Genomic DNA, 18,830 nt, shown 5'->3' on the forward strand with positions numbered 1-18,830 from the left:
CTTTGCGATCCTCAATCCGAGGAACCCGTCAAACCAAATCGGCAATCGATATCTAATGTCACCATTATGCGTCGTGCGGGATACTATTTGCAGGTATATTTCAGCAAATTGAATACGTTTGCCTATCGGAGTTCCATTAAGCGAGCTTAATGCCTGCATTAACTGTTTTTTAATTCATATAGGCCAATTGGATCGTGCTGGAACGGAACATTACTTAAGTAAAATTTGGTTCCAACCACAGACTACCGGGAAATTTCAAATTTATCTTGGGTTTGGAGCGCCTTCAGCAGAAGCGAGCCTTCCCAACCGCTTGCTACATTGGGAAGGTCTTACTCAGATGGCTCTTGCGAAGAAGGCGACGATGCGCGCTCTGCCCGTCTCCCATGGCATGCGGGATGAGGGTCATTCGCCTCCGGCCAAATCGCATCTCGTGGCGGAAGCCGAGAAGCGCAAGGCGCGGACCTTCGCACGCCAGCAGAAGGCGGCGGAGCTGATCGCCTCGGCGACCTCGCAGCTGTCCAGCGGCGTCGCCGAGGCGTCCTCAGCCGCGGAAGAACTGCGCAAGGCCGCAGAGCAGATCGGCGTCGGAGCCGAGGAGGCAGCCAGCGCCGCGCAGGAGACCATGAAAGCGGTGAACCAAGGCGCAATCCTGATTCTCGCCGCCAAGGACAATGCCGATCTGTCCCTTCGTAAGACCGAGAACCTGTCCGCCCTGCTCGCCGAGACCGCCGGCCAGATCGGCAACACCATCGCGGCCATCGCCAAGGCATCCGAGCGCCAGGAAGCCTCCGTCAAGATTGTCGAGGAACTCGACCGACAGGCGACCACCATCGGTGAGATCGTCAAAGCCGTTGCGCGCATCGCCGATCAGACCAACCTACTCGCCCTCAATGCGGCGATCGAAGCGGCCCGCGCCGGCCAGCACGGCAAGGGCTTCGCTGTCGTCGCCGACGAGGTACGGACCCTGGCCGAAACCAGCGAGAAATCGGCCCGGGACATCCAGGAGCTGGTCGCCCAGATCCAGCGCGACGTGAAGATCGTGGCGGACGGCATCGGTAGCTCGGCCGCCTCCTCGCGGAGCGAGGCCGAGAAGGGCGTGACCGTGACGGGGCAGCTCGAGCGCATCCGTCAGGACATGGCCGAGATCATCACCGGGTGCCGCGATATGGCGAAGGCGGCCGATGAATCGGGCATCGCCGCCAAGGAGTCTCAGAAGGGCGCGGAGATCATCGCGGCGGCGGCCGAAGAGCAGGGTTCCGCCTGCCAGGAGGCCGCCAAGATGATCGAGCAGCAGACGACGGCCCTCTCGCAGAGCGAACAGGCGTCCCAGGAGCTCTCCGAACTCGCCGAAGAGCTCAAGAGCAGCGCCAATATCGGCAAGAGCGCCGAAGAGGTGGCCTCCGCAGCGGAAGAACTGTCCAGCGCCGTGGAAGAGATCAACCGGGCGTCGACCCAGATCATGACCGCGCTGGACCAGATCACCAAGGGCGCACAGCAGCAATCGGCGGCCACACAGCAATCCTCTGCCGCGATCACCCAGATCGAGCGGCGGACCCAGACATCGCGCGCCTTCGCGACGGCTGCGGTCGAGAAGGCGCAGTCCATCGCCGACATCCTGACCGACAACAAGTCCCTGGTGGACACGATGGTGAACGGAATCCAGAAATCCGTCGAGGCCGGTCGCCTCAGCCGTGATCAGATCGCGGCCCTGGAACAGGTCAGCCGCCGCATCGACAAGATCGTCGATGCGATCACCACGGTCTCGATCCAGACCAACATGCTGGCCGTCAACGGCTCCGTAGAGGCCGCACGGGCCGGCGAGTTCGGCAAGGGCTTCGCAGTGGTCTCGACGGATATCCGCAACCTAGCCCGGGATTCCGCAGAGAATGCCGAGCGGATCAAGGATACCGTCAAGGCGATTCAGGACACGGTCGTGTTCGTGCGCGGCGATATCCAGGAAATCGCCGAGGCGGCCGTCGTCGAGGTGGAGAAGTCGGCGATCATCTCCAAGAACCTGGAGCTGGTTGCCAAGGAGATGGGCGACATCATCACCGGCAACCGCGAGATCCTGAACGGCTCGGACGGGATCGTCCGCATGGTGACGGAGGTTCAGACCGCCGTCGAACAGGTGGCGGCGGCGGCCCAGCAGGCGGTGCGCACCTCGGGCGAGGCCGGCAACGCGGCCCGCGAGCAGGCCAAGGGCGCCGAACAACTCGCCGCTGCCATCGAAGAGATCGCCTCCCTCGCCGACGAGCTCCAGGCCGCCTGAACCGAGCTCTCTCGAAGGGAAGACACCCCCATGGCACCAGCAGTTGCCCAGGCGTTAGAAACGCTGGAGGCCAAGTTCGCGCCTCCAGCGGCTCGCGCCGCCCCGCCGCCCGTCTCGGACGCGGCACTTACGGAAGCACGGCAATTCGTGATCTTCCACATCGAGACCGAGATGTTCGCCGTCTCCCTCTCGGATGTCCAGGAGATCATCCGGGTCCCGACCGTGGTCCGAGTCCCCCTCAGCCCGGGCTCCCTCCTCGGCCTCGCCAACCTCAGGGGCACGGTCCTACCCGTCCTCAACCTCCGGGACGTGCTGAACTTCCCGCCGGTGCTCCACGACGACGCGACCCGCGTGGTGGTGCTCGACCAGGGCAGTCCGATCGGCTTCGTCGTCGATCGGATGGCCAATGTGGTGACCGTAGATGCAGAGCGGATCGAGCCCGCCTCCTCGCTCCGCGGCACCGTCGATACCGAGCTGCTCACCGGCATGATCAAGGACGCCAAGGGCGGATCGATGGTCATGATCCTCGACTCTGTGCAGCTGGTGCAGCGGGAGTTCAGCTCCATCGCTGCCCAGCGGTCTTCGGCGGGCGGCCTCATCGGCTCGGACGGGACGGCATCCGTCTCCATATCGGTCGACGCGGTGGTCGATGAGGACCAGCTCGTCAGCTTCGAGGTGGCCGGGCAGGAATACGCCTTTCCCATCGAGCAGGTGCAGGAGATTGTGCAGCTCCCCGAGCACGTGACCCAGATCCCGAACACTCCCGGCCACGTGCTCGGAGTGATCACCCTGCGGAACCGGCTCCTGCCGCTCGTCTCGCTCCGCGAGATGTTCGGCCTGCCCGCGAAAGCGTTCAGCGGCACCGACAAGGTGGTGGTGGTGTCCCTCGGCGGTGAGTCCGGCTTTTCGGTCGGCGTCGTGATGGACAGCGTCAAGGAGGTCCTGCGGGTCAACCGCAGCCTCGTGGAGGCCATGCCGACCCTTCTCAGCCATGACGGCACAATGGACGAGATCCAGGCGATCTGCCGCCTTCAGGGTGGCAAGCGCCTAGTCTCGGTCCTCTCGGCGGGGCGGATGTTCGACACCGCCGATCTGCGTTTGGCCGTGAAGGCCGGGGAGACGATGATGGGCACCAGCACCGGTTCTGAGCGGGAGACGCTCCAGGACAGCCTCGACGAGGAACAGTTCGTGGTGTTCCGCCTGATGGACGAGGAATACGGCGTCCCGATCGAAGCCGTGCAGGAGATCGTCCGCGTCCCCGACGAGCTGACCCGAATCCCCCGCGCGCCGGCCTTCGTCGAGGGGGTCATCAACCTCCGGGGCGTCGTCCTGCCGGTGATCGACCAGCGGCGGCGTTTCAACCTTGCCCAGGCCGACCGCAGCGACCGCCAGCGGATCATGGTCTTCACGATCCGCGACGTGCGCACGGGCTTCATCGTGGATTCCGTGTCCGAGGTGATGCGTATCTCCGGCAAGGTGATCGGAGATGCCCCTCACCTCTCGGATGCGCAGAAGCGACTGATCCGCCGGGTGGCCAACCTCGAGGATCAGAAGCGGATGATCCTGCTGCTGGATATCCTGCAGCTTCTGGACACCGACGAAGCGGCTTCCATCGGACAGGTCACGCACTGATACCCGGCCGGGACCGGCCTCACGGTCCCGGCCGCTCCGGAAATCCGCCCGTCGTTCGGCCGCCCTCGATGGGCGTCGGATGACGGTCGGTCCCGGGCATGGCTGACCTTCGCGGGACGGGACATCGATCCACGAATTCGGATCGTGCCGTTCTTCCGCCTCTGCTCCTTTTCACCTCACCCGTCAGACAGTTGCATGATCAAGGTGCTCATCGTCGACGATTCCGCGCTCATGCGCCGGCATCTGACCCAGTTGCTCGAAGGCCAGGGCGATTTCATCGTTCGTGCCGCACGCAACGGCGTCGAGGCCCTGGCGAGCCTGGAGGAATTCGACCCGCAGGTCATCACCCTCGACGTGAACATGCCGGAGATGGACGGGATCACCTGCCTCTCCCGGATCATGAGCGATTACCCGCGCCCCGTGGTGATGGTCTCCTCCATCACCGAGGAAGGCGCAGAGACGACCCTCCAGGCGTTGCGGCTCGGTGCGGTGGACTTCGTCCAGAAGCCCGGTGGTACGATCTCGTTGTCGATCGACCGCATCCACCACGAGTTGCTCACCAAGATCCGCGGTGCTGCACGGGTGCGGATCCGGCGTAGCATCGGTCTGCGCCAGCGCATCGGGGCGAGGCGCCCCGCACCCGCTTCGGCGCCCGTCGACAGCGTCTCGAACCGCGTAAGGGCCGGCGCGCGGGGCCGCATGGGCCTCGTCCTGGTGGGCGTCTCCACGGGCGGCCCGAGCGTGCTGGAGGAAATCCTGCCGCTTCTGCCTGCCGATCTCCCCTGGCCGGTCCTGGTGGCCCAGCACATGCCCGGAAGCTTCACCGGCGTCTTCGCCCGGCGCCTGAACGAGCTCTGCGCCTTGTCCGTGGTCGAGGCGGCGCGCCAGACGCCGCTGGCGGCAGGAACGATCTATATCGCCAAGGGCGACGCCGACCTCGTCGTGACGAAGCGCGGCACCGGTCATTCGGCGACCCCGCTGCCCCAGTCTCAGGATCATCTCTGGCATCCGAGCGTCACCCGCCTGGTCGTTAGCGCCCTCGATCATTTTCCCGCCGAGCAGCTCATCGGCGTGCAACTCACCGGCATGGGCAATGACGGCGCCGAGGCCATGGCCCGGATCCACCAGCGCGGCGGCCTGACCATCGCACAGGATGCCGACACCAGCGTCGTGTTCGGCATGCCGAACGAACTCATCAAGCTCGGAGGCGCCAGCATGGTGCTGCCGAGCCACGCCATCGCCGCACAACTCACCGCCTGGCTTCGGCCACAGGCCGGCCTTCGAGCCCAGGGAGCTTAGGATGGCACTGAGGAAACCCGCCGCACTCGGCGACACGCAGGTAATGGCGTCCACCATCGATCTGGCGACGCTGAGCCTCGAACTCGCCTCCCTGGAGGCTTCGGCGCGTCGCGGTGCCGCGCGGACCCTCGGCGCAGTCCCGGAAGCAGTGCCGCTGCTATGCGATCGGCTGGCAGTGGAGAGCGCCCTCAGTGTCCGGAGCGCCATCGTCACGTCTCTCATTCGGCTGAAATCCGAGCGCGTGGTGGAAGGCCTGCTGCCGTTCCTGCGCAGCGAGGATACCGGCCTGCGCAATGCCGTCATCGAGGCGCTTCAGGAGATGCCGTCCGAGGTCGAGCCGTTCGTCGCCGAGTTGCTCGCCGATGCCGATAGCGACGTGCGCATCTTCGCGGTGAACATCGTGAGCCTGCTGCCGCATCCCAGCACGCCGCTTTGGCTGACACAGGTCGTGGCCGAGGACGAGCACGTGAATGTCTGCGCGGCCGCCGTCGAGGGACTGGCCGAGATCGGCACCGAACACGCCATTCCCGCGCTGGAAGCCCTCCCCGGCCGTTTCCCCGACGTCCCCTTCATTGCCTTCGCGGTTTCGGCCGTGATCCGCCGGATCAGAGGATTGTAATGCCGCTCTCCAGCGCCATGACGATGAGACAGGGGCACTCTCCGATCAGCGAAGAAGAATACAACATCTTCTTTGAGTTCTTCTATCGTAGGACAGGCATTTTATTCAACGACAAGAAAGGGTACTTCGTCGAGAAGCGCCTGTATGACCGTATGGAAAAGACGGGAAGCACAAGCTTCCGGCGTTATTTCGATCTGGTTCGCTTCCAGGCCTCTGGCGAGGAGCTTCAATGCCTCGTCAACATCATGACGGTGAACGAGACCTATTTCTTCCGCGAGGATTATCAGTTCAATGCCCTGGTCCAGGGCATGCTGCCGGAGATCGCACGCTCGCGTAAGATCGGCGATACCCTGCGGATCTGGTCGATGCCGTGCTCGACCGGCGAGGAACCCTATTCCGTCGCGATCCAGATCATCGAGAACTGGTCGCGGGCCGATGATTTCGCCATCGAGATCAGGGGTTCGGACATCGACACCCGCGTGCTGAACGAGGCACGCCAGGGCATTTACGGCGAGCGCTCGCTGCACCGGCTCACTCCGGCACTGCGTGCGAAGTATTTCCAAAGTGTCGGACCGGATCGCTTCCAACTCCGCGAGGAGTTACGCGAATCCGTCGACTTCTCCATCGCCAATATCGTCGACCCCCTACATACGACCCGCTACCGCGCCGTCGACGTCATCTTCTGCCGTAACCTTCTGATTTACTTCGACGACGTGTCGCGCCGGCTGGCCGTCGAAGCACTCTACGACTGCCTGTCGCCGGGCGGCTTCATCTGCCTCGGGCATTCCGAGAGCATGAGCCGGATCTCGTCGATGTTTCAGCCGCGCAAATTCGGCGACACGATCGTCTATCAGAAGCCTCTCGGGAACGATTGAGATGAGCGCCGAACAGAAACAGATCCTCGTGGTCGAGGACGGCGCGACGATGCGCATGTTCTACCGCGACGTGCTCAGCCGGGCGGGCTTCGTCGTCGAGGAGGCGGCGAATGGATTCGAGGGATTGGAGCGGGCGCTTCTCGGCCGTTTCGACATGCTGATCGTCGACATCAACATGCCGAAGATGGACGGCTACGAGTTGCTGTCTCGCCTTCGGAACGAGCCGGCACTACGGGCGATTCCCGTGGTGGCGATCAGTACCGAAGCCGGTGACCAGGATGCCGCCAGAGCCTATGATGCAGGCGCCAACCTCTACCTGGTGAAGCCCGCCGATCCCGTCGCTCTGGTCCAGACCGCCCGCCTTCTCACCGGTGCAGCGGCATGAGCAACCCGAGCCGTAACAACCCCTTGCTGCAGCGCTTCATTCCGGAAGCGCGGGAACTGTTGCAGGCCTCCGCCGGCGGCCTGCTCCGGCTCGAGAAGAACCCGCAGGACGGACCTGCGATCAATGAAGTGTTTCGGGCCGTTCATACCCTGAAAGGGTCGTCGGGGCTGTTCGACGCGACCGCGCTGACCCGTCTCGTCCACGCCGCCGAGGATCTGCTCGGTGCGGTTCGGGCGCAGGAAATCGTCCTCGATTCGAGCCTTGTCGACATGCTGCTCGACAGCCTGGACCAGGTCAGCCTCTGGGTCGACCGTCTCGAAGGCGACGCCGAGCTTCCCGCCGATGCCGATGGCGTAGCCAGCCGGATGGCATCGGGCCTGCGTGCTCGGGTCGCCTCCAAGGATTCGCCGGAAACCGCCACGACGGCTGACGCAACGCTGCCGGCCGAAGCGCCGCCGATCTGGCTGCATCGCCTGCCCGTGGAATCCCTTCGGGAGGGATTCCGTCGTGCCTGTCGAGGCGCGACCGTTCTGGCCTTGTGCTACGAGCCCGACCCCGGCTGCTTCTATGCGGGCACCGACCCGCTTCAGGCCGCCCTCCAGGTTCCCGAGGCCATGGCCTTCACCATCGAGGCGGTGGCGCCCTGGGGACCGGTAGCTGATCTCGACCCCTACCATTGCAACCTGCGCTTCCACATCCTCACGGACGCCCCCCGGACAGAGGTGGAGCAGGCGATACGCTACGAGCTGGATCAGGTCTCGTTCAGCCCGGTCTCTGCCCGTGACCTCGTCCAGATTGCCGGCGAGCCGAGCGACGGGCCGGTCTGGGACGATTTTTACGAGGCCGCCTCGGCCCAGCACGCCGCGGGCGATCTCGCGGCCATCCGTGCCAGCGCGGCGACGCTTCGGAGCTTCACCGGGCCGGGTCTATGGCGCAACGACGCCCTATCCTGGCTCGAAGACGCAATCTCCGCCACCGCTCCGGACCACGACCTCGTCCGCGCCCTGATCCACGCGGCCGGAACCGGGCGTTTCGGCGGCGTAGGGAATTCCACCGTATCCGCTACTGCGTCGGGGGCTCCGACTACGCTATTGGACGGCCCCAACGGCGCGGTGGCTCGCAGCATTCTTGCGGGCCAACGGCAAGCCCTCGGCAAGGAGGGGTATGACGAGATTCGGCTGGCCTCCGTCGCGGCGGTCGTCGGCAACCTGCTCGTCGGCCTTGGCCTGGACGCGCAACGTCATGCGTTCCAGCAGGCGATCGTGGATACTCATGAGAGCCGCTCGACCCTGCCGCTCCTGATCTTCCTGGACGTGCTCGAAAACGGTGGGATGCCGGATACCTTCCCCCCCTCGGATCCACTCCCCTCGATTACCTCTTCAACCGACCTGCCGAAGGCTGCCGATCTCCCAAAGAGTACCGCACCGGTGCCGGACGGAGCCGCACGGAATGCAGCTCCGGAGGTGCGCGCGCCACAGAAGACCCTCAAGGTCGAGCAAGCCAAAGTCGATCTGCTGATGAATCTGATCGGCGAGCTCGTAGTCTCGAAGAACAGCCTGCCCTTCCTGGCCAAACGGGCGGAGGAAACCTACGGCTCCCGGGACATGTCGCGGGAGATCAAGGAGCAATACGCTGTCATCGACCGCCTCGCGAAGGAAATGCAGGGCGCGATCATGCAGGTCCAGATGCTTCCGGTCTCGGACATCTTCGATCGATTCCCACGTCTGGTACGCGATCTCGCCCGCAAGCTCGGCAAGCAGATCGACCTGTCCGTGGAAGGGGAAGACACGGCGGCCGACAAGACGATCATCGAAGCGCTCGGCGACCCGCTGCTGCATATCGTCCGCAACTCCCTCGATCACGGCATCGAGCAGCCCGAGATACGCGAGGCCGCCGGCAAGGCACGCACGGCGAGCCTGCGTCTGCGGGCCCGCCAGGAAGCCGACGGCGTGGTCATCGAGGTGCAGGATGACGGGCGCGGTATCGATCCGGCCCGGATCCGCGCCGCGGCGATCGAGAAGGGTGTCATCGATGCCGATGAGGCCGGCCGCCTGTCCGATCAGGAGGCGATCAACCTGATCTACAGGCCGGGCTTCTCCACGGCGCATGAGATCTCCGACCTGTCCGGTCGCGGCGTCGGCATGGACGTGGTGCTGACCACGGTCGAGAAGCTCGGCGGCCGTGTTTCCGTGACATCGCGCCTGGGCGAAGGCACCACCACCCGACTCACACTGCCGCTCAGCATGGCGGTGACGCGGGTGATGGTCGTGGAGGCCGCGGATGGCGTCTACGGCGTGCCCATGGACATGATCGCCGAGACGGTCCGGGTGCCGGAAAGCCGGATCCAGCGGATCAAGCGCGCCGAAGCCTTCGTCCTGCGCGACATCGTCATCCCTCTGATGCGGATGTCGACCCTGCTGGGCGTGCCGGCGCGCCAGCGGAACAGCGACGAGGAAGCCGAGGAGGCGGTCCTCGTCTGCCAGATCGACGGCCGTCATGTGGGCCTCGTCATCGACGATTTCCGCGAGGGAATGGACGTGATCCTCAAGCCCCTCCAGGGCGCCCTGGCGGGCATGCGGGGCTATTCGGGGACCGCGCTCCTGGGAGACGGCCGCGTCCTGCTCATCCTGGACCTCAAGGAATTGATCTGATGCCGCTGAGAATTGCTCGCACGACCGTGCATTTCGAAGGTCATTGCTCGGTGGAGGAAGCCCTCGACCTCCAGGCCTTCTTTGGCCGGGTCAAGGTGCCCAAGGTCGTGCTGACGCAATGCGCCGGCCTGCACACGGCCCTGCTCCAAGTGCTGGCGGCCGCACGGCCGGCCAGCATCGCGCCGCCGTCGGATCCCACGCTCGCCCAGGCAATCATGCCGTTCCTCAGCGGGATCGGAGCCGACAGGTGACCGCCATTCTCGCCATCTCCAACCGGAAGGGAGGCAGCGGCAAGACCACGACGGCTGTCAACCTCGCGGCGGAGTGGGGGGCACGCGGCCATCGCATCTTGCTCGTCGATCTCGACACACAGGGGCATGCCGGGCTCGGCTTCGGCGTGGTGGCGGGCCGGGACGAGCCGACGGCGCATCACATCTTCTCCAAGACGGGCTTCTCGCTCGAGGAGGCCATCCGGCCGAGCGTATCGGCCAATGTCGCGGTGGCGCCCGCCGACCCGCTCTTCGACGGGACGGGCGTAGCCGACCGAAGTGTCTCGGCTCTGCGACGTAACTTACGGTCCCCCGCCATCGCCGAGCGGTTCGATCTCGTCATCCTCGATACGCCGCCCTCTCTCGACATGGTCCTGGTCAATGCCCTGGCGGCCGCCGATAGCGTCCTGATCCCAATGATCCCCCACGCCTTGTCAGCCGAAGGCGTGCGGCAACTGACGCGGCTGTTCTTCCGGATCGCCACGACGGTGAATGCGGGGCTGACGCTGGCGGGCCTGCTTCCCGTGATGCTGAATCCGCGCACGAGCCATCACCGGGATACCCTGCAGGATGTCGGCACGGAGTTCGGCTTCAACCGCCTGCTCAGCGGGATCCGATCCGACATTCAGCTCGCGGAGGCCTTCGCTGCCCGGCGGCCAATCCACGATTACGCCCCGCGCAGTCGTGGTGCGGCCGATTATCGCGTGCTGGCGGATGAACTGGGGGGACTCTGGCCTGAACTCAACCCCGATCAGGCTTTTGATACCCGTTTATCCTGAAATGCGCTGGGGAAAGAAGATGGATCTGGAACAATTAAACCACTAATCAATGATTTTGCACCTATTGATTGGTTTCCAGAAAATTACGACTGATCTCGACTTCTATAATTTGTCTAAGGAGCATTCATGGCAGCGACCATCATGATCGTCGATGATTCCCCTACGATGCTCATGAGCATCGAGGGAATTCTGACCAAAGCTGGACTCGGCGTTGTCAAAGCAGCGAACGGTGAGCAGGCGCTCGAGACTTTAAAGACCGGAACCAAGCCTTCTCTCGTCATCACCGATCTCAATATGGGCGCGATGGACGGGATCGAGCTGATCCGCCGTGTACGTAAGCTTCCTGGCCTTCAATTCACGCCGATCCTGATGCTGACGACGGAGTCGCAGCAGGACAAACGGAACGAAGCTAAATCGGCCGGAGCCACCGGTTGGATTGTGAAACCAGTCGATGCAACCGCCCTCATCAAGGTCATTCGCCAGCTCGTGCCGGGCGCCTGAATCATGAGGCGGGAAGCCATCCTTCCACCGCCGGAGCGGATCGCACCGCTCGCGGCCGGATTTTCGGCCCTCGTCGTCGGCGCGGCCGGATTGCCCACGCTCGGTCTCACGCCGGCCCTCCTCGCCATCGCGGCGGCAGGGTTCGCGACGACGTGGCTGGCTTCCACCGCGACACGCCTGTCCGGCGGTCGAACCGACGATCCTGCTTCCGCCCCTGCCGCGGACGACGACGTCCATGAGCAGACTGAGACGAAGGCGGGTGAGGAGGAGCCGGACAGGCCGTCCGGCACCGAGCCTCCGCCATTCAACCATGCCTTGACGCAGCATTTCGGCGTCTACGATCAGCTCTTCGCGCGGGCCTCGCGTGACACCGCTTCGGTGACATCCGAGACCGAAGCGGCGGCCTATAACATCATGATGAGCCTGCGAGCGGTCGACATCGCCATGTCGGACCTTCTGAGCTTCCTCGATTCGTCCGGGTCCAACACCCGCGTAATCGAGATCGTGGAGGAGACCGACCGGCAACTCGTGACGAACCGAAACCTGATCGCGGCCTTTCTCGAAAGCCGTGATCGGGACATCGAAGAGTGCCGCGTCCGGCTCGAGGACGTGGAAACCGCGACGGATCAACTGAGCGGCCTGGTCGGCGGTATCCGCGACATAGCAAGGCGGACGAATCTCCTCGCTCTCAACGCCGCTATCGAGGCGGCGCGCGCTGGGGAGTTCGGGGCCGGCTTCGGCGTTGTCGCCTCCGAGGTCAAGCAGCTGTCGCAAGCCTCCGATCAGGCGGCGACCCGCATCAACGAGGGTTTGATGACGCTGCGTGGCTCGATTCGGGAAAACCTGACGACCCTCGTCAGTCACCGCATCGCGGGTGAGCGTGTGGAACTCGGGAAGATCTCGACGGCGATATCGGACCTGACCGAGAACATGGAGCGACTGATCTCGCATCAGCGCGACACGCTGGTGAAGGTTCAGGACGAAAGCGCACGCATCGCTCAGCCGGTGGTCGAGCTCATGGCTTCGATTCAGTTCCAGGATGTCACGCGCCAACGTCTCGAACATCTCGAGACGATCTTCGCGGCGGCACGCCACAATCTCGATGCGTTGGGTAACGCCGCCCAGTCCACGGGCGAGTTGCCCGATCTCGATCAGTTCGCCGCCGTGGCGAACGCCGATGGCCCATCCCCACCGCGCAAACTCGTCGTCGGAGGCGGCGACGAGATCGAGCTTTTCTAGGCTCCCTGCATATGAAACGCATGGGGCCTGAGCCACAAACGATGGGTCACCGTGCTGCGCCTAGAGCGGGATAATGGTAACCTACATTAACGTCCGGTCTCTCGGCTCCGCTGGTACCGTCTACAAGCAGAAAGTGATCACGCGCGCATGGCAACCGTCCTGGTGGTGGACGACATCCCTGTCGTCAGGCGGACCATCCGCAAATTCCTCGAACGCGGCGGTCATTTGGTGACCGAATGCGGTTCCGTGGGCGAAGCGGAACAGGCGCTGGGATCGGGTTCATTCGACCTGATCGTGACCGATCTCTGGATGCCGGGACAGGATGGATTGACGCTGATCCAGCACGTGAAATCGCGCACCCGGCCGCTTCCCCTGGTGGCGATCACGGGCGGGGCGCCACGGATGCCCCAGCTCTTCTCTACCGAAGAGGCGATCCGGGCCGGAGCCGACCGCGTGCTGATGAAGCCCGTGGGCATGCAAGAGCTCTTGAACTGCGTGACGGAACTGCTCGCCGCCCGTCTGAAGGGAGTGAATTGATGCACAGTCTCGGACGGATCCTGTCGGAGCACCGCGATGCGGTGATCGATTCATGGATCGAGCGTTTACGCGACGATCGCGGTGCCGGCGTGACACCGAGTGCTTCACCCCGCGTTCTGCGGATCGAACTCGCCGCCTTTCTCGACGCGCTGACGGCGTTCTTCCTCAGCGGCATTGAAGGAACCGAGGACAGCTTCCGCGAGGTCGCCTCACAGGCCACCATCATCAGCTCGGCGCGGGCTCGGGACGGCTACACCCCCGCCCAGACCGCGACCCTCGTCATGTCGCTCAAACCCGTCGTCAGCGCGGTCATCCAGCGCGAAGCCGGCGGTCTTTCGTCCGAACTCCTCGCGACTCTCGCGCACCTGAATGCCACGGTGGACAGAGTTGCCCTTGTGACCTTCTCGGCCTTCGTCGAGACCCGCGAGCGGCTGATCGAGCGCCAGAGCCGTGCGCTTCTCGACCTTGCAACACCGGCCCTGCCGATCTGGCGCCACATCGTGCTGATGCCGCTCGTGGGCATCGTCGATACGCAGCGGGCGCGACAGATCATGGAATGGCTGCTCGAAGCGTTGACGCGGGAGGAAGCCCACATCGCCATCCTCGACGTGACGGGAGTGCCGGTGATCGACAGCCGCGTCGCCCTCCATCTCACAAAGACCGTGGAGGCGGCACGCCTTCTGGGCGCCAAGGTCATCGTCACCGGCATCAGCCCGGATGCAGCGCAGACCCTGGTGAAGCTCGATGTGAACCTCACGAGCATGATCACCCGCGGCACCTTGCGGGCCGGCCTCGGCGAAGCTTTCCGCCTGCTCTCCGCCGATGGCCAGGCACCGCCCAGCAAGGCGGGGTTCTGATGCGCGTCCCGATCCTGAAGCTCGGGCGCGTCCTGCTGACCTCCCTGCCCGCCGACCTGACGGACCAGCAGGTCATGGATCTGCAGATCGATGCGCTGGCCCTGCTCCGCGACGACCGCGCGGATGGGCTCGTCATCGACATCACCGCCGTCGACGTAGTGGATTCGTACATGGCGCGGGTGCTGTCGGAGACCGCCAAGATGGTCGGCATCATGGGCGGTGTCGCGGTACTGGCCGGCATGCGCCCCGCCGTGGCGCTGACTCTGGTGGAGATGGGCCAGAACCTGATTCAGATGGAAACGGCGTTCGACCTCGAAGGCGGCGTCGCGAAGGTTCAGAGGGCGATGGCCACCCGCGGAGGTCACCGTGACGAACCACCCGAGGTCTGAGTTTCCCGACGAGACGTCGGCGATCCTGGTATCGGTCGTGGAGATTCACGGACAGGAAGACATCCTAATCGCGCGTCAGGCCGGGCGGGACGCAGCCCGGAACATAGGGCTAGGCACCGTCGATCAGACCCGCCTCGCCACGGTGATCTCCGAACTGGCCCGCAACGCCCTCCGCTACGCCGGCGGTGGCCAATGCCGCATCACCACACAGGTGGCGGCCCTGACCCGCACCATCGTGCTGGAAATCGAGGATCGGGGACCCGGCATCGACAACGTGACCACCGCCCTCACCCCGGGCTTCTCGACCGGCGGAGGACTCGGTCTCGGCATGTCAGCCGTCCTCAGGCTGATGGACGACATGATCGTGGAGACGCGGCCGGGACGAACCATGATCCGGGCGCAGATGGTGCGGCATACATGACGACGCCCATCGGATCCGAACGTCCGGACGAGGCCCCCCTCGAAACGCTGATGTTCCGAATCATCGCGGAGATCGACGTGGCCGAGGCCCGGCGGGCCGCGCGGCATATAGCCGGCCGACATGGCTTCAAGACGGTGCAGGCCTATGGCTTCGCCACGGCGGTGTCCGAGATCGCGACCAATCTCGTCCTCCATGCCGACCGTGGCGGCGTCATCCACCTGACAGCCGCGCTGGTGAACGGCATTCCAACCATCGGCTTCACCGCAGAGGACGACGGCCCCGGCATACCCGATCTCGCTCTGGCCATGCAGGATGGCTACTCGACCCTCGGGGGCCTGGGATGCGGGTTGCCCGGGACAAGGCGCCTCGTCGACACCTTCGCGTTGACGACGCGTCCCGGCGAGGGAACCCGCATCGCCTGCAGCCTGACCCGTATATGAAGATCGCCTCGTCCCTGCGCTCATTCCCGGGTGAGACCGCTTGCGGTGACGTCGTCGCCTGGTGGCGGGAGAATGACGCGACGCTCATCGCCGTCGCGGACGGCCTCGGGCATGGCACCTCCGCGCGGCTCGCCGCCGAATCCTTCGTGGCCGCCGTGGAGGATTCTTCCGGCCTCGGCCTGGCCGAACGGATGCAACGGGCCGATCGGGCGATCGTGCGCACACGGGGCGTGGCGGCCACCCTCGTGCAGATCGACCTTGCCGCGATGACATTGACCGTTGCGGGGGTCGGCAACATTCAGGGCGGGATCTTCGGCGCTCGAACGCGGCGCTTCGACGGGGCCGCAGGCATCGTCGGGGCGGGAATCCGAGCGATCCGCCCCCTCACATTCGCGTTCGATCCGGCGGACGTGCTGGTTCTATGGAGCGACGGCCTGCGGCACGTGGATATCGACGAGACGTGCTGGCGGTTTCGCGACGAACCACAAAGGCTCGCGGATTGCCTGCTCGCACGCTTCGGATGCGAGAGCGACGATTGCTCCGTCCTCTGCGTCGCCTTCGACGGAGCCGTGGCGTGAAGGTCTTCCTCGACCGCTATGCCGCCGGGATGGCCTTTACGTGATGACCGAGGGGGAGGCCGCTCTCGTCGATATCGAGGAGCTTGGCCGCGAGGCTATCGCGGCAGGTGTCTCGCTCGAAGACATTGTCGGCCTTCACGAGGGGGCCACTCTATCCCTCTCGGAGATGGGAATCGCCATCAGCGAGCCGGCCATGATCCGCCGGATGTCGGCCTGTCTGAGCGCCCTGGCCATCGCGGCGGCCATTGCCTTCGGGAGCAAGCTCGAACTGCTTGAACGGCAGCGGCAGGAGGAGAGCAAGCGAACGGAACGGGAGCGTCAGCGCCTCGAGACCCTCGGCCAGATGGTTGGCTCGGTGGCGCACGAACTGAATAACCTGCTTCAGCCGGTCCATGGCATGACGGAGATCATGCTCGCGGATTTCGAGGCGAATGCGCCCGAGCGGGCAGACCTCGAAACCATCCTCGCCTGCGCCGATCAGGCGGTCGGGGTCATCCGCAACATCCTGGCCTATGTCAGACAGGAGCGCAGGGTACCCGAAGCCATACCCTTGGGCCATGCGGTGGAGAATGCCTGCGCGTTCCTCCAGCCAATGCTGCGTCCGCCTCTCGATGTCGCGATTCGGGATACCGAGAGCCCGGTTCTTGCCACGGAGAGCGAGGTCACCCAGATCCTGCTCAATCTCGTCCAGAACGCCATGCAGGCCGAGGCATCGCGCATCACGGTGCGGGTCGACCGTTGCAACCGGCGCTTCACCGCGGGTCCTGCCGAGGTGCCATGCCTTCAGCTCGTGGTGATCGACGATGGGTGTGGCATGTCCGAAGAGGTCGCTGCCTGTGCGACCGATCCTTTCTTCACCACAAAGACCGAGGGTCGGGGCACCGGCTTAGGCCTCGCCATCGTCAAGGGGATCGTCATGGGTTGGTCGGGCGAGTTCGAGATCGCGTCGCGGTTCGAGCGCGGCACGGTAGTGACGATGTCGTTTCCAGTGATGTTCTGACAGCCCATCGCCGCACCTCGCCGGCAGCGGCCTACGTGATCCCCTCACGGCTTCATCCGCATCGATATGACGGGGCGTCCGCCCGGCAGCTTGCTCAGCGCAGGGTGGGCTGTCAGGTCGCCCTCATGATCCGTAAGAGTTTTCGCCACTGCCCAAATCGGCCTGAGCACAGAGCGCTACCGACGCGGAATATGCATCGTTGTGCGACGCACCAATCTGCTGTCCGTCGTTGATCGTGAACGTGTTCTTGTGCCGGGGGTGTGTGAGCACCGCTTGGGTCGGAGTGCGATGCAATGACGAATGTAGACTGAATAGGCGTCTGCCACACTTGCGGCGGATGAACGCCCGATTAACACTACCTACTCCGAAAGAATGAATCGACCGATTCCTCGAGGCCGGGAGACAGTCCATGTCCCAGACGATTCACGTCAAACCGACCCATGACGGCACCTATACGGTCTATCGGGGTCCGACGGCCCTCGTGAGCGGCCTCACGCGGCTTCAGGCAGAGCTGTATCAGGCCAGCATCTCCCGTCAGGCCCAGCGCCCCCTGGTGGGATTGACGGCCTGATCCGGCATCGCCGGCAGGTGAGCGGTCATCTTCGCGTCAGCTGCAACACCCGGAGGTCGGCAATCGCCCCGGCCTCCGTCAACCCGCGTTCCTTGGCTTCGATCACGTAGCGGTCGTCGGCCTTTCTGACCGTATAGACATGATAGCTCGCGCGGCGGTGCAAGGTGCCGCCGTGCGACACCGCCGAGGCCGAAGGCGCTCCGACCACCGGGACGGCGGCACCACCGGGGCCTTCGACGAAGGCGATGCTCCCCACATGGTTGTGCCCGTGCAGGATCAGGTCCGCGCCGGCACGCGCGATCATCGCCGTGAACGCATCCGCGTCCTTCAATTCGCGCCCGGGCGACGCCCCCCCTGGCTGCGGCGGATGATGGATCATCGCCACGCGAAACGGTGGTTCGGGCTCGGCGCCCAGCCGTTTCAGAATGGTCTCGACAGCCTCGATCTGCGACGGGCCGAGGCGCCCACTGGCGACAAAGGGCTTGGTGGGAATCGCGGACGAGACCCCGATCAGGGCGAGCGGTCCACGGCGCCGGAGATAGGGGAAATCGCTCTACGGGCTTATCGCTTCGGCCTCTATGTCGGTGAACCGGCGGTGGCGGGCCTGCTGGCCTGGCGCTCCCGCCAGGGCAAGGAGGATCCCGGGCGCCTGCCTGAGCGTCGCGGCCTTGCCGGACGAGCCCGCCCGATCGGGTCCCTGGTCTGGATGCACGGAGCAAGCGTGGGCGAGGCCCTCTCGCTCGTCGGATTGGTCGACGGCATGATCGCCCGGGGCTTCAGCGTCCTCGTCACGACGGGGACGCGCAGCGCCGCCGAACTGATCGGGCGGCGCCTGCCCGCGGGTGCGGTCCATCAGTACATGCCCCTCGACGCGCCGCGCTGGATCGAACGGTTCCTCGATCACTGGCATCCGGACCTGGCGCCGGTGGCGGAATCGGAGATCTGGCCGAACACCATCATCGCCCTGCACCGGCGTTGTCACTGAAGCAAGTCGCGTGCGCCCTCTAACGCATCGACCCATCACTAGTGCGCTGGCTCAGACGGATGGTTCAGGGGTTCGGCTGACGGCTGCGAGACCGTCAGGCATGGCTTGCCCGATGAAGAATGCAGCAGCACTGAATGCGCTAATGGTTGCCGGGAAAGCGGCGCGGCTCTACCATTCGGAATGACCGAAAAGCTGACGACAGCCGCCCTGTGCGACCTGAATTTGATTTCCCAAGAGGAAGTGGCGGCTGCCGTCGAAGTGTTTCTTGCAAATTCGATGGCGCCGCCTTTCGTTTTCAAGGAAGGCTACCGTCTCGATCTGGGAAAAGCCGTGCGACGGCATCCCGGCGCGAATGATCTCGTCAACCGGGGCAATACCGGCCCCCTGATGAAGCGCCCCTTCGTGCTGGCGGCCATCCTGCAAGCCCGGCCCATGCGGGGCTGACCCTATTTTTCGGCCTTGGCGCCAGCTGTTTCGTTGAGAACGGGAGTCGCAAGGCCTCTTTGTGCGGCGTGACCAAGCATCGGCTCATGC

General features: G+C 64.7%; 20 protein-coding genes and 2 pseudogenes. 21 read left to right on the plus strand and 1 reads right to left on the minus strand.

The features are described 5' to 3' along the window. The first annotated feature begins 337 nt into the window (after positions 1-337). The 19 genes from RQI43_RS09075 (at position 338) to RQI43_RS09165 (ending at position 17,311) form a co-directional block, all read left to right on the plus strand. The gene (locus RQI43_RS09075; protein ID WP_056424924.1) at positions 338-2,269 is read left to right on the plus strand and encodes a methyl-accepting chemotaxis protein; all 1,932 of its coding nucleotides are present in this window, start codon (positions 338-340) and stop codon (positions 2,267-2,269) included. A gap of 30 nt (positions 2,270-2,299) precedes the next feature. Then, positions 2,300-3,901, plus strand: coding sequence for a chemotaxis protein CheW (locus tag RQI43_RS09080; protein ID WP_311274941.1), 1,602 nt, complete (start codon positions 2,300-2,302; stop codon positions 3,899-3,901). A 195-nt stretch (positions 3,902-4,096) separates the two neighbouring features. Then, positions 4,097-5,200 (plus strand): chemotaxis-specific protein-glutamate methyltransferase CheB, encoded by a 1,104-nt coding sequence (gene cheB / locus RQI43_RS09085; protein ID WP_056424932.1) that lies wholly within the window; start codon positions 4,097-4,099, stop codon positions 5,198-5,200. A gap of 1 nt (position 5,201) precedes the next feature. Next, positions 5,202-5,819, plus strand: a complete 618-nt coding sequence (locus tag RQI43_RS09090) for a HEAT repeat domain-containing protein (RefSeq protein WP_056424935.1) — start codon at positions 5,202-5,204, stop codon at positions 5,817-5,819. Continuing rightward, positions 5,819-6,694, plus strand: a complete 876-nt coding sequence (locus RQI43_RS09095) for a protein-glutamate O-methyltransferase CheR (protein ID WP_311274942.1) — start codon at positions 5,819-5,821, stop codon at positions 6,692-6,694. Before RQI43_RS09090 ends, RQI43_RS09095 begins: the two co-directional genes overlap by 1 nt. A gap of 1 nt (position 6,695) precedes the next feature. Next, positions 6,696-7,079 (plus strand): response regulator, encoded by a 384-nt coding sequence (locus RQI43_RS09100; RefSeq protein WP_311274943.1) that lies wholly within the window; start codon positions 6,696-6,698, stop codon positions 7,077-7,079. Continuing rightward, on the plus strand, positions 7,076-9,730 hold the full coding sequence (locus RQI43_RS09105; RefSeq protein WP_311274944.1) for a chemotaxis protein CheA: 2,655 nt from the start codon (positions 7,076-7,078) through the stop codon (positions 9,728-9,730). Before RQI43_RS09100 ends, RQI43_RS09105 begins: the two co-directional genes overlap by 4 nt. Then, positions 9,730-9,981: a hypothetical protein gene (locus RQI43_RS09110; RefSeq protein ID WP_056424942.1), complete on the plus strand. Its 252-nt coding sequence runs from the start codon at positions 9,730-9,732 to the stop codon at positions 9,979-9,981. Before RQI43_RS09105 ends, RQI43_RS09110 begins: the two co-directional genes overlap by 1 nt. Continuing rightward, positions 9,978-10,778: a ParA family protein gene (locus RQI43_RS09115; protein ID WP_311274945.1), complete on the plus strand. Its 801-nt coding sequence runs from the start codon at positions 9,978-9,980 to the stop codon at positions 10,776-10,778. The genes RQI43_RS09110 and RQI43_RS09115 overlap by 4 nt, the downstream gene beginning before the upstream one ends. 126 nt (positions 10,779-10,904) lie before the next feature. Further along, positions 10,905-11,279, plus strand: a complete 375-nt coding sequence (locus RQI43_RS09120; RefSeq protein ID WP_056424947.1) for a response regulator — start codon at positions 10,905-10,907, stop codon at positions 11,277-11,279. A gap of 3 nt (positions 11,280-11,282) precedes the next feature. Further along, positions 11,283-12,518: a methyl-accepting chemotaxis protein gene (locus RQI43_RS09125; RefSeq protein ID WP_311274946.1), complete on the plus strand. Its 1,236-nt coding sequence runs from the start codon at positions 11,283-11,285 to the stop codon at positions 12,516-12,518. 147 nt (positions 12,519-12,665) lie between these two features. Continuing rightward, on the plus strand, positions 12,666-13,055 hold the full coding sequence (locus tag RQI43_RS09130; RefSeq protein WP_056424954.1) for a response regulator: 390 nt from the start codon (positions 12,666-12,668) through the stop codon (positions 13,053-13,055). Then, positions 13,055-13,912, plus strand: a complete 858-nt coding sequence (locus RQI43_RS09135; protein WP_311274947.1) for an STAS domain-containing protein — start codon at positions 13,055-13,057, stop codon at positions 13,910-13,912. The genes RQI43_RS09130 and RQI43_RS09135 overlap by 1 nt, the downstream gene beginning before the upstream one ends. Next, on the plus strand, positions 13,912-14,301 hold the full coding sequence (locus tag RQI43_RS09140; protein WP_056424960.1) for an STAS domain-containing protein: 390 nt from the start codon (positions 13,912-13,914) through the stop codon (positions 14,299-14,301). Before RQI43_RS09135 ends, RQI43_RS09140 begins: the two co-directional genes overlap by 1 nt. After that, complete coding sequence (locus RQI43_RS09145) at positions 14,279-14,722, plus strand: anti-sigma regulatory factor (RefSeq protein ID WP_311274948.1); 444 nt, start codon at positions 14,279-14,281, stop codon at positions 14,720-14,722. Before RQI43_RS09140 ends, RQI43_RS09145 begins: the two co-directional genes overlap by 23 nt. After that, positions 14,719-15,162, plus strand: a complete 444-nt coding sequence (locus RQI43_RS09150; RefSeq protein ID WP_311274949.1) for an ATP-binding protein — start codon at positions 14,719-14,721, stop codon at positions 15,160-15,162. The genes RQI43_RS09145 and RQI43_RS09150 overlap by 4 nt, the downstream gene beginning before the upstream one ends. After that, entirely contained in the window at positions 15,159-15,740 is a 582-nt protein-coding gene (locus RQI43_RS09155; protein ID WP_311274950.1) for a SpoIIE family protein phosphatase, read from the plus strand. The genes RQI43_RS09150 and RQI43_RS09155 overlap by 4 nt, the downstream gene beginning before the upstream one ends. 43 nt (positions 15,741-15,783) lie before the next feature. Further along, positions 15,784-16,740 carry an ATP-binding protein gene (locus RQI43_RS09160; RefSeq protein ID WP_311274951.1) on the plus strand — a complete coding sequence of 319 codons (957 nt, stop codon included), beginning with the start codon at positions 15,784-15,786 and terminating at the stop codon, positions 16,738-16,740. Between the two features lie 409 nt (positions 16,741-17,149). After that, on the plus strand, positions 17,150-17,311 hold the full coding sequence (locus tag RQI43_RS09165) for a hypothetical protein (protein WP_200919205.1): 162 nt from the start codon (positions 17,150-17,152) through the stop codon (positions 17,309-17,311). 25 nt (positions 17,312-17,336) lie between these two features. Here the strand turns inward: RQI43_RS09165 and RQI43_RS09170 are convergent. Continuing rightward, positions 17,337-17,858 (minus strand): annotated as a pseudogene (locus tag RQI43_RS09170) (metallophosphoesterase family protein); the annotation flags it as partial. On the opposite strand from RQI43_RS09170, the pseudogene RQI43_RS09175 reads away from it, so the two are divergent. Both RQI43_RS09175 and RQI43_RS09180 read left to right on the plus strand, forming a co-directional pair. Then, positions 17,850-18,287: pseudogene (locus RQI43_RS09175) on the plus strand (3-deoxy-D-manno-octulosonic acid transferase); the annotation flags it as partial. The pseudogenes RQI43_RS09170 and RQI43_RS09175 sit on opposite strands and share 9 nt — an antisense overlap. Before the next feature lie 189 nt (positions 18,288-18,476). Then, positions 18,477-18,740 carry a hypothetical protein gene (locus RQI43_RS09180; RefSeq protein WP_311274952.1) on the plus strand — a complete coding sequence of 88 codons (264 nt, stop codon included), beginning with the start codon at positions 18,477-18,479 and terminating at the stop codon, positions 18,738-18,740. Positions 18,741-18,830: the final 90 nt, after the last annotated feature.

Origin of the sequence: Methylobacterium sp. WCS2018Hpa-22, assembly GCF_031843785.1 — a bacterium.
Taxonomy (GTDB): domain Bacteria; phylum Pseudomonadota; class Alphaproteobacteria; order Rhizobiales; family Beijerinckiaceae; genus Methylobacterium.

Bases quoted from the DNA above. Each gene is read 5' to 3' on its own strand.
- RQI43_RS09075 (WP_056424924.1), top strand. From the start codon at position 338: ATGGCTCTTGCGAAGAAGGCGACGATGCGCGCTCTGCCCGTCTCCCAT.
- RQI43_RS09080 (WP_311274941.1), top strand. From the start codon at position 2,300: ATGGCACCAGCAGTTGCCCAGGCGTTAGAAACGCTGGAGGCCAAGTTC.
- cheB (WP_056424932.1), top strand. From the start codon at position 4,097: ATGATCAAGGTGCTCATCGTCGACGATTCCGCGCTCATGCGCCGGCAT.
- RQI43_RS09090 (WP_056424935.1), top strand. From the start codon at position 5,202: ATGGCACTGAGGAAACCCGCCGCACTCGGCGACACGCAGGTAATGGCG.
- RQI43_RS09095 (WP_311274942.1), top strand. From the start codon at position 5,819: ATGCCGCTCTCCAGCGCCATGACGATGAGACAGGGGCACTCTCCGATC.
- RQI43_RS09100 (WP_311274943.1), top strand. From the start codon at position 6,696: ATGAGCGCCGAACAGAAACAGATCCTCGTGGTCGAGGACGGCGCGACG.
- RQI43_RS09105 (WP_311274944.1), top strand. From the start codon at position 7,076: ATGAGCAACCCGAGCCGTAACAACCCCTTGCTGCAGCGCTTCATTCCG.
- RQI43_RS09110 (WP_056424942.1), top strand. From the start codon at position 9,730: ATGCCGCTGAGAATTGCTCGCACGACCGTGCATTTCGAAGGTCATTGC.
- RQI43_RS09120 (WP_056424947.1), top strand. From the start codon at position 10,905: ATGGCAGCGACCATCATGATCGTCGATGATTCCCCTACGATGCTCATG.
- RQI43_RS09125 (WP_311274946.1), top strand. From the start codon at position 11,283: ATGAGGCGGGAAGCCATCCTTCCACCGCCGGAGCGGATCGCACCGCTC.
- RQI43_RS09130 (WP_056424954.1), top strand. From the start codon at position 12,666: ATGGCAACCGTCCTGGTGGTGGACGACATCCCTGTCGTCAGGCGGACC.
- RQI43_RS09135 (WP_311274947.1), top strand. From the start codon at position 13,055: ATGCACAGTCTCGGACGGATCCTGTCGGAGCACCGCGATGCGGTGATC.
- RQI43_RS09140 (WP_056424960.1), top strand. From the start codon at position 13,912: ATGCGCGTCCCGATCCTGAAGCTCGGGCGCGTCCTGCTGACCTCCCTG.
- RQI43_RS09150 (WP_311274949.1), top strand. From the start codon at position 14,719: ATGACGACGCCCATCGGATCCGAACGTCCGGACGAGGCCCCCCTCGAA.
- RQI43_RS09155 (WP_311274950.1), top strand. From the start codon at position 15,159: ATGAAGATCGCCTCGTCCCTGCGCTCATTCCCGGGTGAGACCGCTTGC.
- RQI43_RS09160 (WP_311274951.1), top strand. From the start codon at position 15,784: ATGACCGAGGGGGAGGCCGCTCTCGTCGATATCGAGGAGCTTGGCCGC.
- RQI43_RS09165 (WP_200919205.1), top strand. From the start codon at position 17,150: ATGTCCCAGACGATTCACGTCAAACCGACCCATGACGGCACCTATACG.
- RQI43_RS09180 (WP_311274952.1), top strand. From the start codon at position 18,477: ATGACCGAAAAGCTGACGACAGCCGCCCTGTGCGACCTGAATTTGATT.